The sequence below is a fragment of the Rhizobium sp. BR 249 genome (assembly GCF_047445895.1).
Taxonomy (GTDB): domain Bacteria; phylum Pseudomonadota; class Alphaproteobacteria; order Rhizobiales; family Rhizobiaceae; genus Rhizobium.
Genome location: NZ_JARWKX010000001.1, coordinates 252,151 through 265,079, shown reverse-complemented (window position 1 = coordinate 265,079; position 12,929 = coordinate 252,151). Strand labels below are relative to the sequence as shown.

Here is a 12,929-nt window from a genome sequence, read left to right as displayed (position 1 = left end):
CGTCATCCCTTCCGCTGCATGCGGCAGAAGAAGAAGCCGTCGGTATCCGTGGAAGCGGGCGTCAGCGTCACCGTCAGGCCGTCGGAAGAGCGCGGGCGCGGGGCATCCTTGCCGAACAGTCCATCCCAGGCGGGCAGGGCGCTGACGATCTGGAAGCCGGGGTTGTCGGCTGTGAAACGGCGCACCTGCTCCTCGTTTTCCCGAGGCAGCACCGAGCAGGTGACGTAGATCAGTTCGCCGCCCGGTTTGACGAAGCCGCTTGCCTGCGCCAGCGCATCCTCCTGCTGGGCAGTGCGTTCGTCGAGGTTCTTTGCGGTCAGCCGCCATTTGGTATCGGGCCGCCGCCGCCACGTGCCGGTGCCGGTGCAGGGTGCATCGACGAGCACCTTGTCGCAGCGGCCGGCAAGGCCGGAAAGCCCTTTGACGTCGTCATGCACCTGGACATTGCGAGTGCCCGCGCGCTTCAGCCGCTCGATGATCGGCGCCAGCCGCTTGCGGTCGGCGTCGTAGGCATGAACCTGACCTTTGTTCTGCATGGCGGCCGCCATGGCGAGGGTCTTGCCGCCGCCGCCGGCGCAGTAATCGAGGATCTGTTCGCCGTCGCGCGCCAGCACCAGATCGGCGACGATCTGCGATCCCTCGTCCTGAACTTCGAACCAGCCTTTCTGGAACGAAAGCTCGGCTGTCACGTTGGGAAGACGCGAGGCGCCTTCGCCTGCGGCAATCCGGATGCCGTAGCGGGCGATCTTCGCCGCATGCGCGCCGGCTCTTTCGAGCGCCTTGACGGCCTTGTCGCGGGAGGCTTTCAGGATGTTGGCGCGCAGGTCGAGCGTCGGGCGGGCGGCAAGCGCCTGTGCCTCGGCGAGCCAATTGGCGGCAAAGGCCTGTTCGAAGGAGGATTGAACCCATTCTGGAATATCGCCGCGGATATGCGGCGGCGCATCGTCGAGCGAGCGGCTTGCGAAAGCGGCGGCGGCATCGGCCGGAAGCGGCGGCGGCGCAAACTTGTCGTCGGCCAGTTCGGCGGCGAGGCTGTCAGGTGTAAAACCCCACTGGCGGAACATGACGGCGTAGGCAATGGCCGAGGCACTGTCGTCATCCATGAGCCAGGCATGGGAAAGCCGCATGCGCAGGGCGTCGTAGACGATATTGCCGATTGCGGCGCGGTCGCCGGAGCCGGCGAAGCGATGCGCAAGGCCCCAGTCCTTCAGCGCGTCGGCGACGGGTCGCTTGCGGGCATCGATGTCCGCGAGCACAGAAATCGCCCCTTCGAGGCGGCCGCCCAAACGCATTCACATGTCTCCTGTTGCCGTGGCGTGTGAACGATCCGCGCGCAGACTTGATGGGCGCGGGGCGGATTGTGCACAAGTCTCAACCGCGTGGTAACCGCGATTGGCGGCAAGAGCAAGCGCCGCTGGCGGCGCAGCCTTCAGCCTCAGCTGACGACCTGGTAGCAGACCTTCGCAGTGCCCGAGCTCACCATGCCGATATTCTGCGCGGCGGCCCGCGACAGGTCGAGCACGCGTCCCCGGATGAACGGACCGCGATCGTTGATGCGAACGACGACGGTGCGGCCATTGTTGCGGTTGGTGACCTTCACCTTGGTGCCGAATGCGAGCGAGCGGTGCGCGGCAGTCAAGATGGCAGGGTTCATACGTTCTCCGGAAGCAGTTTTGGAGCGAAGTGCGTACCATGAAGCACCACCGCAACCATTTGCAGCAAAACCTTCCGCCGGAAGCAAGGAAGAACAGGCTGCAATAGTCGCGGCAGCGACAATAGAACGGCAGATTTTCTTCAAAACGGAGTATCCCTCAACTATTGAACTCACGCCCTTGCAGGCGGCGGGGCTTAAATCCGTCGAAAAATGGCGAAAAAGTGCCGTGAACGATCACGGAATGTTACATAGTGTAATATTTGTGAGGCCATTGATAAAATATGAGAATTTGCCACGTGTGGCAGGGTGTGGAAAAAACGCAATGAAATCAGCTAAAATTCAAATGATTTTTCCGAGGAAGTTTTAAACTTCAGGGCCTTCACAAAAATCACGAAATATTTTTTCTGCGTCTGCCATATTTGCTGCCACATTTGGGCAAATTCAGAGGCCGTTAACCATGTTTTGCGGCGAGAATTGTTCTGATAAATGCAGAAAGTAGGAATTTCCTACTCATTTTGGGTGATAACCCCGGCCGCAAGCGGCGGCCCTGATCTAACCGCGCCAGCGTCCGTCCTGCCACAATTGCGCAAGCGACATCGGGTAGGTGGGGAAGGAAAATTCGAAGCCGGCGGCCTTCAATTTCGCATTCGAAACCCGTTTGTTCTCACCATAGAAAGAGCGGGCCATCGGCGTCAGTTCGGCGGTTTCGAAAGCCTGTTCCGGCGGCGGCTCGACGCCCATCAGGCGCGCCGCCTCGACGATCACGTCCTGCGGCGGGCCCGGCCGATCGTCGGTGACATTATAGATGCCGCCGAGGCCATGGTCCGAGAGATAACGGGTCGCCGCGCCGATATCCTCGACACGGATGCGGTTGAAAACCTGGTCCTTCTTGATCAGGCGCCGCGCCGTGCCCTTTTCCAGATTGCAGAAGGCATTGCGGCCCGGCCCGTAAATGCCGGAGAGGCGCAGCACGGCCGCCGGCACGCCGCACTTCACGCCCATTGCCAGCCAGCCCTCTTCCGCCTCCAGCCGCTCCTTCGAGCGTCCGGAAACGGGCACGCAGGGCGTTTCCTCGTTGATCCAGGCCCCCTTGTGATCGCCATAGACGCCGACGGTGGAGAGGTATCCGATCCATTCGAGCCTCGGCAGCAGGCCTGCGCCGTCTTCGCCGAGCAGCCGCAGCAGAGGATCGGCCTTTCCAGGCGCAATCGACTGCACGAGATGGGTGACATCGGCCAAAGCCTGGACGAGACCCTCTTCCATGGTCTCGCCATCGAACAGGAATGCTTCGATACCGGCGCGGCGGAGCGCTTCCGTCTTCTCTGCCGAGCGGGTCGTGCCCGACACGCGCACGCCATCGCCGGCGAAAGCCTCGGCGATTGCCGTGCCGGAAAAACCGCAGCCAAAGATCATCACATGCATCAGCCCACTCCTGCCAGCCGCCATTCGTTCAGTACGTCGTCATCTCTCTCGCCGGCCCTTTGTGCGGCAAAGGCCGAGAATTCGCCAGCCTCCATCAGCCGCGAAAGCGCCCAAACCGCCATCCCTCGCACCACCGGCGAGGCATCGTCCGCGAGCATGCGACATTGTGGGATCAGTGTCTTCTCGCTGGAATTGCCGGCGGCGATCAGCACGTTGCGGATGAAGCGGTCGCGGCCGATCCGCTTCACCGGCGAGCCGCTGAAGAAGGCGCGGAAAGCCGGATCGTCGAGCGTCAGCAGAAAGGCGATCGACGGTTCCTGCAGATCTTCTCTCGCCTTCAGCTTCATTTCGGAGGCGGCACTTGCGAACTTGTTCCAGGGACAGGCGGCAAGACAGTCGTCGCAGCCATAGATGCGGTTGCCGAAGAGCACCCGCAGGTCGGGATCGATCGGTCCCCTGTGCTCGATGCTGAGATAGGAGATGCAGCGCCGCGCGTCGATCTGGTAAGGCGCCGGAAAGGCGGCGGTCGGGCAGGCGTCGAGACAGGCGCGGCAGGAACCGCAATGATCGATCTCCGGCGCGTCGACGGCAAGGTCGGCGGTGGTGAACATCGAGCCGAGAAACAGCCAGGAGCCGTGCGTGCGGCTGACGAGATTGGTGTGTTTGCCCTGCCAGCCGAGGCCGGCCGCCGCCGCCAGCGGTTTTTCCATGACGGGCGCGGTATCGACGAAGACCTTCACATCGGCGCCCGCCCGTGCCGCAAAGCGCGTGGCGATCTCCTTCAGCCGGCCCTTGATGACGTCATGATAATCGCGATTGCGGGCATAGACTGAAATCGCCGCCTTATCAGGCTTGCCGAGGATGCCGCGCGGATCTTCCTCCGGCCCGTAGTTGAGGCCGAAGACGACGACGGATCGCACCTCGCTCCAGAGCGTGCGGGGGTCGCCGCGCCGGTCGCGCGTCTCCGCCATCCAGTCCATCGTCCCGTGACGCCCGGCATCGATGAACTGGCCGAGACGCTCTTTTGCTTCGGGGATGGCATCCGGGCGCGTGATACGGCAGAGATCGAAGCCCTTGGCGGCGGATTCCGCCCTGACGAAGTCGGTCAAATTGTCGCGGCGCCGCCGATCTTTGTCGTGGTTGTCAGCTTCGGGCATGAAGAGCCCTCGTCAGAAATCCAGATCCGCATAATGCGAAACGGGGGTCAGGCCGCGCACGCGCTCCGTCAGCATCGGCCGGAAGGAGGGGCGCGATTTCAGCCTCTGATACCATTCCTTGACGACAGGCGCATCCGCCCAATCGATCTCACCGAGATAATCGAGGATCGAAATCGAGGCGGCGGCGGCAAGATCGGCATAGCTCATCCGCTCGCCAGCCAGCCACTGGCGTGAGCCGGCGAGCCAGGTGAGATAGCGCATATGCTGGCGGATATTCGCGCGGGCCGTGCGCAGAATCTTCGAATCCGGCGCTCCGCCGCCCTGGTCGGCCGTCATCTGCAACTTGTAGACGCGCTCGCGGGCGAGCGGCTTCGTCACGTCGTTTTCCATCTTCTGCATGAACCACTCGCTCAGCCGGCGGATTTCTGCCCGCTGGAAAGGGTCCTCGGCGAGCAGCCGCCGGTCGCGCTTCAGGACGCCGTGCGTCTCGTCCAGATATTCGGAAATGACGGTCGCGCCGCAAAGCGCGCGCATGCTGTCGTCGACATAGACCGGCAGTGTGCCGGCGGGATTGAGCGCCAGGAAATCCCGGCGCTTCTCCCAGGTCTGCTCTTCGATCAGATCCGCCTGATAGCCGTATTCCGCCAGGATCAGCCGGACGAAGCGAGATGCGGATGACATGGGATGGTGATAAAGCGTGGGCATCGATACTCGTGCTTTATGATTGCTGTTACAGGACTGTGCGGCAGCTCATTTATAGCGCCCTAGTCATGACTCATTGGTTGAAGCTATAGGAGCTTGGCCGGGGCAATACAAGCGAATCGGATCTCACGCCATCTGAGAGGGGATAAAACACGCTTCTTGTGCACGAGGATAGAGGCCGCGCCTGATCGGCTCAAGCGCAGCCTGGAGCATTTCCAGCCGGAGATGCTCGGTCCGAACGACCTTTAAACCGGAGACAATTTATGGACTATATCAATGCTATTATCCTCGGTATCGTCGAGGGGATTACCGAGTTTCTGCCGATCTCGAGCACCGGCCACCTCATCATTGCGGAGCAATGGCTGGGTCACCGGTCGGACATGTTCAATATCGTCATCCAGGCAGGCGCCATCCTCGCCGTGACCATCATCTATTGGCGTCGTCTGGTGGATCTGGTGCTCGGCTGGCGAGAGCCGGCAAACCGCGATTATGCCGCCAAGCTGATCGTCGCCTTTCTCATCACCGCGATCCTGGGCCTTGTCGTCAAGAGGCTCGGCTATGAGCTTCCCGAGACCGCCACGCCGATCGCCTGGGCGCTCATCATCGGCGGTATCTGGATGATCTTCGCCGAATGGGCCGCGGCGCGCAGGCCGCCTCACAAGGAGATCACCTGGCTCGTCGCCATTCTGGTCGGCATCGCCCAGATCGTCGCCGGCATCTTTCCGGGAACGTCGCGCTCCGGCGCCACGATTTTCGTCGCCATGCTGGCGGGCACGGGCAATCGCGCTGCCGCGACCGAATTCGCTTTCCTCGTCGGCATTCCCACGATGTATGCCGCGAGCGGTTATGAGTTGCTGAAGGCCTTCAAGGACGGCGGAGCGGCAGGCGAAGACTGGACGGCGCTCGGCATAGCCTTCGTCGCCTCCACGGTCGTTGCTTTCATCGCCGTCAAATGGCTGCTTGCCTATATCAGGAGCAACCGGTTCACGCTCTTCGCAATTTACCGGATCATTCTCGGCGTCCTGCTGCTCGGCTTGGCTGCCGGCGGCCTGATTCCCTGAGATATCGGTCTCGCATTGCATTCGCGCAACTCCCGGGCGCGAATGCAAGGTGCCCTATCGGGGATAACGATCCTGCGAAGCTACGTGCGCCTTTTGATCATGGATCTAGGTCCGCACGATCAACGCCATGGTTCGATATCCGTATGGGCAAAGTCGTTGCCTTTGAAGAGGAGGGGCAGAGATAGGCTCTTCGCCAGCGCGTAGGCGGCACAATCGGCAAGATTGAGTTTGGCTTTCGAATGAATTCCCCTGCCGAATTGTCCGAAAGCTATGGCCGCCAATCGCGCCTGCTCTCGATCGAATGCAGCGATCTCTACCTGCGCTTCGTCCAGATAGATCCAGAACTGATTAACCGCCGCCTCGCCGCGGCGAGAGCGGAGGACCACAGCGGTTTCATAGACATTCAGCGCCGACATGACCAATCGCTCGGCGTTGGCGATCGCGCCTGCATAAGTCGCCGCGTCGGCTTCTTTCTCGAAGATGGCGATCAGCGCAGACGTGTCGATGACGATCATATTGCGTTCAAATCGTCCATGATTTCTTGCGGGCTGCGAGGATCGAGCACGGGCATGGCGGCAATCCTCTCTCCGAAGGCGAGCATCTCCTCGGCGGTCATCCGGTGCTTCGGCTTGTCGAGCACTCCGAAGGTGATGGCTTCACGCTCGATCGCGACGCGAACGACGTCTTCGGCGCTTCGCCCCGTGCGATCGGCGACGAGCCGTGCGAGGCGTTCGGTCTCTTGTGGCACCTGCAACATCTTTTCAACCTCTCAAAAGCCAATCGAGCACAGCTATTTTGAAAGTGTAATACAAGAGATGGTTTTGCAATGACCTAAGCGGCGCACGTCCGCGCCGTTTTTGATGCTGGCCGGACGGCACTTGCATTTCAAGCGTCTCAATCAGGCGCTCGGGTTGACTAATGTCTTTGATAAATGCCGGTCTCAAGACCGGCTTTTCGTCAATGGATGATCGAAGCCGTCGAGCAAGGATCGACGCCGTAAGCCGGCGAGCAGTCGCCCTTCAACGCCGCGACCGAACCGGGCGCAACGAAGGAGCCTGCAAGGATAACCAGCGCCGCACACGCAAACAGGAGCGCGATTGACTTGCCCATCGAGAAATGCCTTTCACAGTGATTGCCGCACGCTTTTCGCAGGCGTTGAGTCCGTTCGAGGACGCGCGGGTTTGGTAGTCAGTGGAATGACAAATAGCAATAAACGTTCCTGCTAAATTTGGCGTTAATTCCACAAATTTTCCGATGCGTCTTTTATGCAACGCCGCTCAATATGGCCGCAGGGAAACATTCCAAACTTGCGCAGGCGCTGCGTGACGGGACGACGGCAAAACGCCGCCCGCGGTATCCGCGGACGACGCTGTCAATTCTTCGGGAAAGATGATCAGGCGGCCTTGCCGGAATCCGTATACTGGCCGTGCGGCCGGTACTGCACGAGATAGGAGGCAAGCACCGATGCCGGCATGGTGGGCGTGATGCCGAGCCCCTTCAGCGTGCGGCCTTCGGCCTCGGCTTCCTTGGAGACGATGTTGTCGTGCTTGAGCAGGCGCACCTGGTCCGGCGTGATCGGCGGCGTTATGAACGGGACCAGCGAGGCGATGCTGCCGATCAGCGACGCGATGCCGAAGGGCAGGGAGACGAGCGGGTTCTTGCGGCTCGTCACCTTCAGCATCATCTCGAGACATTCGCGGAAGCTCAGCACCTCAGGCCCGCCGAGTTCATAGATCCTGCCGCCGGCCACCTTGCCGTCGACCGCGCGGGCAACGGCCTCGGCGATATCCTCGACGTAAACGGGCTGGAATTTCGTCTTGCCGCCGCCGACCAGCGGCAGGACCGGCGACATGCGCGCCATGTTGGCAAACTTGTTGAAGAAGCTGTCCTCCGGTCCGAAGACGATCGACGGGCGGAAGATCACCGCATCGGGCTTGACGGAGAGGATGGCCGCTTCCGCGCGGCCCTTGGTGCGGCCATAATCGGAATCGGAATTCGCATTGGCGCCGAGCGCCGAAATATGGGTGAGCGTGGCGCCGGCGCCACGCGCCGCTTCGGCAACCGCGCGACCGCCGAATTCCTGCACCGCGTCGAAGGTGTTGCGGCCGGTCTCATGCAGGATGCCGACGCAGTTGACGACGTGGCTCGCACCGTCGACGGCGCGGTCGATCGAGCTGCGGTAGCGCAGGTTCGCCTGAACGAAGGAAATCTGGCCGACATTGCCAAGCGGCTGCAGGAAGCCGGCGAGATCGGGACGGCGCACGGCGACGCGGATGCGATATCCGCGCTTGGCGAGCGCGCGAACCACGTGCCTGCCCACGAAGCCGGACCCTCCGAACACGGTGACGAGCGGCGGCAGGTTGGCAAGGGTCATGGCAGGCTCCTCGAAAGGCTTTTGGGGTGCTTTATCGGCCCCCGTCTTAGCCGAATCCCGGCGTGACGGGAAGGCCCATCGCGCCGTCAGTTTTGCAGGTGCGAAGTGGTTCAGATGCCCTCGACGACGACCATTTCCGCGTCCGCCGCTTCCTGGCGGATTTTCGCGGCGATCTGGTATTCGGGTGAATTGTAGCAGTCGACCGCATGCTGCATCGAGGGAAATTCGATCACGACGTTGCGGGCGCGGGCCTTGCCCTCGAGCTCGGTGATCGCGCCGCCGCGCGCCAGGAAATTCGCGCCGTATTTTTCGAAGGCGAGCTTCGCCGCCGCCACGTAATCCTTGTAGCGCTCGGCATCGCGAACGTCGACGCGGGCAATCCAGTATCCCTTGGCCATGGTCTTCTCCCTTTGCGATTGAATTAGCGGTTTGCCGGCCAGAGGGCGCTGACCATCTCATTGAGGACGGCGCGGGCGGCCTCCCTCGGATCGGGCGCCTTGACGATCGGCCGGGCAACGACGAGATGCGTGGCTCCCGCCTTCAGTGCGTCGAAAGGCGTCATCACCCGCTTCTGGTCGCCCTTGTCGCTGCCGGTCGGGCGGATGCCTGGGGTGACGATCGCCATGTCGGGTCCGACGATATCGCTTACTTCGGCTGCTTCCGCCGCCGAACAGACGATGCCGCCCATCCCGGCCGCGCGCGCCTGGCCGGCGCGGCGCAGCACCAGGCTGTGCGGATCCTGATTGTAGCCGGCGTCGGCAAGATCGTCGGCATCCATCGAGGTGAGCACGGTCACGCCGAGCAGGCAGAGGCCGGAGCCGGCAGCCGCCTCGACCGCCGCCTTCATGGCTTTGGGATAGGCGTGCAGCGTCAGCATCGACATGCCCATCTTGGCGATGTTCTCGACGCCGGACGCGACCGTGTTGTCGATGTCGAGTAGCTTCATGTCGAGAAAGATCTTCTTCCCGCTGGCGGCAAGGTCGCGGGCGAATTCCAGGCCGCCGGCAAAAACGAGCTGGTAGCCGATCTTGTAGAAGAGAACGTCGTCGCCGAGCGTGGAAACCAGTCGTTCCGCCTCGCCGATCGTTGGAACATCCAGGCCGACGATCAGCCGCTCGCGTGCGTCCATTTCAAGTCACTCCCGCCAGTCTTCGATGGGCGTCCAGTCGCATGATAAGCGGCGATCCGCAAGGCCGAAAGCATAGAGATTACCGCCACCGGCCGGCTGGTCGCGGTCGCGGCCGATCGGCCGGCCCGACAGATGGCATTTGAGCAGCGTGCCGACACCGCCATGGCCGACGAAGGCGATGGGTGCTGTCGCATCATGCATGGCAAGAACGGCATTGACAGCCCCGACGATGCGGGCCTGCGCGTCGATGGCACGCTCCCAGCCTTTGAAGCTTTCCTTGGGATGGGCAAAGAACCAGTCGGCGGCTTCCTCGAATTGCGGCGGCGGCAGGAAGCCGGTGGCCGAGCGGTCGTTCTCGTGCATGCCGTGAACGATCTCGATGCTGATGCCGGATGCTTTCGCCAGAATTTCGGCTGTTTCGATCGCCTTCGTCTCGTCGCTGGAGACGATGCGCCGCAACTGTCCGGCCCAGCCGCTCTCGGCGGCTTTGCGGGCGCGCGCCGCGCCGACATCGGAAAGCCCCCATTTCGGCACGGGCACGTTTGCGTCGATCTTGACCTGCGGATGGGTGATATAGATCCCGAACATCTCAGCCGCGCCGGTAGATCCAGAGCTGCGCCGGTGGAATGTTGCGCACCACGAAGTCGAAATGCTGAATGTGGTAGCGGTCGGGATTGGCGGCGATCGGCGAAATCGCGCCGTAGGATATCTGCACCACCGGCCGGCCGGCCGGCAGCCGGTCGAGCAGGCTTTCGAGCAGCGAGACGCGCATCGCCATCGGGAAGTTCAGAAGCGGAATGCAAGAGATGACGCAATCGAACGTCTGGTCGCCGAAGGCGCCGAGCGTGGTCTTGAGATCGAAGGCATCGCCGTTGATGAAGTGCACGCCCGGATAGGTGCGCAGCAGATGCTGGTGGAAATCCGTCGAATATTCAATCGCGACCAGATTGTCCGGCTTCACGCCGCGTCCGAGAATGGCTTTGGTGATAGCGCCCGTGCCCGGTCCGAGTTCGAGCACCGGCAGGCCGGAATTGAGGTTGATGACGCTTGCCATGCGTTTGGCGGTGATCGAGGAGGTCGGCACGATAGAGCCTACCGTCTTCGGCCCCTGCATCATGCCCCGGAAGAAGCGGATTTCTTCATCGAATTTCTTCCCGAGATGTTCCCTCACCTTGACCCTTAAGCGCATTCTCCACCCATCCGCATGTTGATCGACTGTCTTAATATGCTCTTTGTCGCTGTCGGGACAAGAATTTTCGCAACGAAGACACCGGCATCAACAGCTCATGCCGCCTTCCGCTCGGATCGAGGCATGAGATCCGCAAGCCTGTCGCTGAGATGATCGGCGTCGACGGGCGCGCGCAGCTTTTTGTCGGTGTTATCGAAATAAAGATAGACGTCTCGGCCCTTGGCTCGCGCCGGCAGCGGCTCCAGCACCCGCGTCGCGTTGTCGGGTTCTCTGCCCTTCGCCCAGGCGCGGATGCGTTCGGCCCATAGGTCGAGTGCCTCATCCTCGTAGCCGCTGATGTAAAGCTGTTCGGAACCATGCAGCCGGCAATAGATGAAGTCGGCGGTGATGTCCATCAACAGCGGCCATTGCACCGTGTCGGCGCAGACCAAGGCGGCGTTATGTCGCCTCAATATCTCGATGAAGGCGGCTGAGCGGAAGCTGTCGTTGCGGATTTCGAGCGCATGGCGGATCGGCTGATGTCCGTCGCTTTCGAGCCAGGCATGTTTGAGCCGCTCATCATGCCGTCTGGCAAGAGCTGTCGCCGCATCGTGGTCATGCGGCAGCAGCGACAGGAAACTTTCGAAACGATCGGGATCGAAGGCCATGTTCGGCGGGAATTGCCAGAGGATCGGCCCAAGCTTGGGGCCGAGCCGCAGCAGCCCGGAAGCGAAGAAGTTGGCAAGCGGCGCCTCGATCTCCCTCAGCCGCCGCATATGGGTGATGAAGCGCGGCCCCTTGACCGCAAAGACGAAGTCGTCAGGCGTTTCGTCCCGCCAGCGGCCGAAGCTTTCGGGCTTCTGCAATCCGTAGAAGGTGCCGTTGATCTCGATCGAACGGAAGTGCCGGGCGGCGTAGGCAAGCTCCTGCTTCTGCGGCAGGCCTTTCGGATAGAATTGGCCGCGCCAGGGCGCATAGGTCCAGCCTGAAATGCCGATGCGCACCGCTCCCGTCTTCTTCATCCTGGCATCCTCCGGTTTGACTGGAGGAAAACCGGAAACGGGCGCCTTCGTTCCCGTCAGACGCGCATCGGCATCAGCACGTAGAGCGCATCGTCGCCGGCCGTGTCGCGGATCAGTGTCGGCGAGCCGGCATCGGCCAGCAGGAAGATCGCTTCCTCGCCGGAAAGCTGCGCGGTGATGTCGAGCAGGTATTTGGCGTTGAAGCCGATTTCCATCGAATCCGTATCGTAGCCGACGACGACTTCTTCAGTCGCGCTGCCGGAATCCGGATTGTTGACGGTCAGCATCAGCTGCCCTTCGGAAAGCGCGAGCTTCACGGCGCGGCCGCGCTCGGAAGAGATTGTGGAAACGCGGTCGACGGCCTGGGCGAAGGTCGTGCAGTCGACGCGCATTTCCTTGTCGTTGCCCGTCGGGATGACGCGCTGATAATCCGGGAAGGTGCCGTCGATCAGTTTCGAGGTCAGCACGATCGAGCCGATCGTCATGCGGATCTTGGCATCGGACACTTCGACGGTCACGACGGCCTCGGGATTGTCGACCAGTTTCTGCAGCTCTCCCACGGTCTTGCGCGGAATGATGATGCCGGGCATGCCCTCGGAGCCGGAGGGCGCGTCGACATCGGCGCGCGCCAGGCGGTGGCCGTCGGTCGCGACCGCCCTGAGCTTCAGGTCGCCCTTGCTCTCGATCGTGTGGAAGAAGATGCCGTTGAGATAATAACGCGTCTCTTCGGTCGAGATCGCAAACTGCGTGCGGTCGATCAGCATCTTCAGATCGGTCGCCTTCAGCTTGAAGGAATGCGTGAAGGTGCCGGCGGTCAGATCAGGGAAGTCCGATTCCGGCAGGCACTGCAGCGAGAATTTCGAACGGCCGGACTGCACGGTCATCGAGCCGCCGTCAGTGCTGGTGGCAAGCAGCACTTCCGAACCGTCGGGCAGCTTGCGCACGATGTCGTAGAGAAGATGCGCGGGAACGGTGGTGGCGCCGGGCTGTTCGACGCTGGCAGGCGTCGCCTCGGTGATTTCGAGATCGAGATCGGTCGCCTTCATATCGAGGTTCTGGCCGTCGGCCTTGAGCAATACGTTGGACAGGATCGGGATCGTGTTGCGACGTTCGACCACGCGATGGACGTGGTTCAGCGATTTCAACAGGTTTGACCGCTCAATAGTAATACGCATGGGATGCTACCGCTTTCGACCGTGACTGTCCGGGCGCATCGAGCACCCGAAGAATGCTTTCCCGA

The 12,929-nt window shown here is 61.9% G+C and carries 17 protein-coding genes; 2 read left to right on the top strand and 15 right to left on the bottom strand.

Features of this window, described 5'->3' with window-relative positions:
• Positions 1 to 2: 2 nt before the first annotated feature.
• Positions 3 to 1,292, bottom strand: a complete 1,290-nt coding sequence (locus QD408_RS01310) for an RsmB/NOP family class I SAM-dependent RNA methyltransferase (RefSeq protein WP_414138081.1) — start codon at positions 1,290 to 1,292, stop codon at positions 3 to 5.
• A 143-nt stretch (positions 1,293 to 1,435) separates the two neighbouring features.
• Complete coding sequence (locus QD408_RS01305) at positions 1,436 to 1,759, bottom strand: septal ring lytic transglycosylase RlpA family protein (protein WP_245313618.1); 324 nt, start codon at positions 1,757 to 1,759, stop codon at positions 1,436 to 1,438.
• Here QD408_RS01305 and QD408_RS01300 point away from each other — a divergent pair.
• A complete protein-coding gene (locus QD408_RS01300) occupies positions 1,641 to 2,021 on the top strand; it encodes a hypothetical protein (protein ID WP_414138239.1) in 381 nt (126 codons plus the stop codon). The two genes, QD408_RS01305 and QD408_RS01300, sit on opposite strands and share 119 nt — an antisense overlap.
• 185 nt (positions 2,022 to 2,206) lie before the next feature.
• Here the strand turns inward: QD408_RS01300 and QD408_RS01295 are convergent, their stop codons facing one another.
• Genes QD408_RS01295 through QD408_RS01285 form a run of 3 tightly spaced genes read right to left on the bottom strand, consistent with a single transcriptional unit; the run spans position 2,207 to position 4,938 of the window.
• Entirely contained in the window at positions 2,207 to 3,076 is an 870-nt protein-coding gene (locus QD408_RS01295) for an SDR family oxidoreductase (RefSeq protein WP_414138080.1), read from the bottom strand.
• Positions 3,076 to 4,233 carry a tRNA epoxyqueuosine(34) reductase QueG gene (gene queG, locus QD408_RS01290; RefSeq protein WP_414138079.1) on the bottom strand — a complete coding sequence of 386 codons (1,158 nt, stop codon included), beginning with the start codon at positions 4,231 to 4,233 and terminating at the stop codon, positions 3,076 to 3,078. Before queG ends, QD408_RS01295 begins: the two co-directional genes overlap by 1 nt.
• Before the next feature lie 12 nt (positions 4,234 to 4,245).
• A complete protein-coding gene (locus QD408_RS01285; RefSeq protein ID WP_088684437.1) occupies positions 4,246 to 4,938 on the bottom strand; it encodes a glutathione S-transferase family protein in 693 nt (230 codons plus the stop codon).
• Between the two features lie 260 nt (positions 4,939 to 5,198).
• On the opposite strand from QD408_RS01285, the gene QD408_RS01280 reads away from it, so the two are divergent.
• Complete coding sequence (locus tag QD408_RS01280; RefSeq protein ID WP_088684438.1) at positions 5,199 to 5,996, top strand: undecaprenyl-diphosphate phosphatase; 798 nt, start codon at positions 5,199 to 5,201, stop codon at positions 5,994 to 5,996.
• A gap of 119 nt (positions 5,997 to 6,115) precedes the next feature.
• On the opposite strand, the gene QD408_RS01275 is transcribed toward QD408_RS01280, so the two are convergent.
• The 10 genes from QD408_RS01275 to dnaN all read right to left on the bottom strand — a co-directional run bounded on the left by QD408_RS01275 (position 6,116) and on the right by dnaN (position 12,864).
• Positions 6,116 to 6,511 carry a type II toxin-antitoxin system VapC family toxin gene (locus QD408_RS01275; protein WP_088684439.1) on the bottom strand — a complete coding sequence of 132 codons (396 nt, stop codon included), beginning with the start codon at positions 6,509 to 6,511 and terminating at the stop codon, positions 6,116 to 6,118.
• The gene (locus QD408_RS01270; RefSeq protein ID WP_088684440.1) at positions 6,508 to 6,753 is read right to left on the bottom strand and encodes a type II toxin-antitoxin system VapB family antitoxin; all 246 of its coding nucleotides are present in this window, start codon (positions 6,751 to 6,753) and stop codon (positions 6,508 to 6,510) included. The genes QD408_RS01275 and QD408_RS01270 overlap by 4 nt, the downstream gene beginning before the upstream one ends.
• A gap of 200 nt (positions 6,754 to 6,953) precedes the next feature.
• Positions 6,954 to 7,106, bottom strand: coding sequence for a hypothetical protein (locus tag QD408_RS01265; protein ID WP_088684441.1), 153 nt, complete (start codon positions 7,104 to 7,106; stop codon positions 6,954 to 6,956).
• A 283-nt stretch (positions 7,107 to 7,389) separates the two neighbouring features.
• Positions 7,390 to 8,370: a complex I NDUFA9 subunit family protein gene (locus QD408_RS01260; RefSeq protein ID WP_414138078.1), complete on the bottom strand. Its 981-nt coding sequence runs from the start codon at positions 8,368 to 8,370 to the stop codon at positions 7,390 to 7,392.
• A 110-nt stretch (positions 8,371 to 8,480) separates the two neighbouring features.
• Positions 8,481 to 8,768, bottom strand: a complete 288-nt coding sequence (locus tag QD408_RS01255; RefSeq protein WP_088684443.1) for a DUF1330 domain-containing protein — start codon at positions 8,766 to 8,768, stop codon at positions 8,481 to 8,483.
• A 23-nt stretch (positions 8,769 to 8,791) separates the two neighbouring features.
• Complete coding sequence (gene pyrF / locus QD408_RS01250) at positions 8,792 to 9,499, bottom strand: orotidine-5'-phosphate decarboxylase (RefSeq protein ID WP_088684444.1); 708 nt, start codon at positions 9,497 to 9,499, stop codon at positions 8,792 to 8,794.
• Positions 9,500 to 9,505: 6 nt separating this feature from the next.
• Entirely contained in the window at positions 9,506 to 10,087 is a 582-nt protein-coding gene (locus tag QD408_RS01245) for a histidine phosphatase family protein (RefSeq protein WP_414138077.1), read from the bottom strand.
• Position 10,088: 1 nt separating this feature from the next.
• Complete coding sequence (pmtA, locus tag QD408_RS01240; protein WP_414138076.1) at positions 10,089 to 10,688, bottom strand: phospholipid N-methyltransferase PmtA; 600 nt, start codon at positions 10,686 to 10,688, stop codon at positions 10,089 to 10,091.
• Positions 10,689 to 10,783: 95 nt separating this feature from the next.
• Complete coding sequence (locus tag QD408_RS01235) at positions 10,784 to 11,689, bottom strand: DUF72 domain-containing protein (RefSeq protein WP_414138075.1); 906 nt, start codon at positions 11,687 to 11,689, stop codon at positions 10,784 to 10,786.
• Between the two features lie 56 nt (positions 11,690 to 11,745).
• Positions 11,746 to 12,864: a DNA polymerase III subunit beta gene (gene dnaN, locus QD408_RS01230; protein WP_414138074.1), complete on the bottom strand. Its 1,119-nt coding sequence runs from the start codon at positions 12,862 to 12,864 to the stop codon at positions 11,746 to 11,748.
• Positions 12,865 to 12,929: the final 65 nt, after the last annotated feature.

Coding starts and splice junctions, on each gene's coding strand:
- QD408_RS01300 (WP_414138239.1), top strand. CDS start 1,641: ATGGCAGGGTTCATACGTTCTCCGGAAGCAGTTTTGGAGCGAAGTGCG.
- QD408_RS01270 (WP_088684440.1), bottom strand. CDS start 6,753: ATGTTGCAGGTGCCACAAGAGACCGAACGCCTCGCACGGCTCGTCGCC.
- QD408_RS01310 (WP_414138081.1), bottom strand. CDS start 1,292: ATGCGTTTGGGCGGCCGCCTCGAAGGGGCGATTTCTGTGCTCGCGGAC.
- QD408_RS01235 (WP_414138075.1), bottom strand. CDS start 11,689: ATGAAGAAGACGGGAGCGGTGCGCATCGGCATTTCAGGCTGGACCTAT.
- QD408_RS01295 (WP_414138080.1), bottom strand. CDS start 3,076: ATGCATGTGATGATCTTTGGCTGCGGTTTTTCCGGCACGGCAATCGCC.
- QD408_RS01280 (WP_088684438.1), top strand. CDS start 5,199: ATGGACTATATCAATGCTATTATCCTCGGTATCGTCGAGGGGATTACC.
- QD408_RS01275 (WP_088684439.1), bottom strand. CDS start 6,511: ATGATCGTCATCGACACGTCTGCGCTGATCGCCATCTTCGAGAAAGAA.
- QD408_RS01285 (WP_088684437.1), bottom strand. CDS start 4,938: ATGCCCACGCTTTATCACCATCCCATGTCATCCGCATCTCGCTTCGTC.
- QD408_RS01255 (WP_088684443.1), bottom strand. CDS start 8,768: ATGGCCAAGGGATACTGGATTGCCCGCGTCGACGTTCGCGATGCCGAG.
- dnaN (WP_414138074.1), bottom strand. CDS start 12,864: ATGCGTATTACTATTGAGCGGTCAAACCTGTTGAAATCGCTGAACCAC.
- pmtA (WP_414138076.1), bottom strand. CDS start 10,688: ATGCGCTTAAGGGTCAAGGTGAGGGAACATCTCGGGAAGAAATTCGAT.
- QD408_RS01245 (WP_414138077.1), bottom strand. CDS start 10,087: ATGTTCGGGATCTATATCACCCATCCGCAGGTCAAGATCGACGCAAAC.
- queG (WP_414138079.1), bottom strand. CDS start 4,233: ATGCCCGAAGCTGACAACCACGACAAAGATCGGCGGCGCCGCGACAAT.
- QD408_RS01260 (WP_414138078.1), bottom strand. CDS start 8,370: ATGACCCTTGCCAACCTGCCGCCGCTCGTCACCGTGTTCGGAGGGTCC.
- QD408_RS01265 (WP_088684441.1), bottom strand. CDS start 7,106: ATGGGCAAGTCAATCGCGCTCCTGTTTGCGTGTGCGGCGCTGGTTATC.
- pyrF (WP_088684444.1), bottom strand. CDS start 9,499: ATGGACGCACGCGAGCGGCTGATCGTCGGCCTGGATGTTCCAACGATC.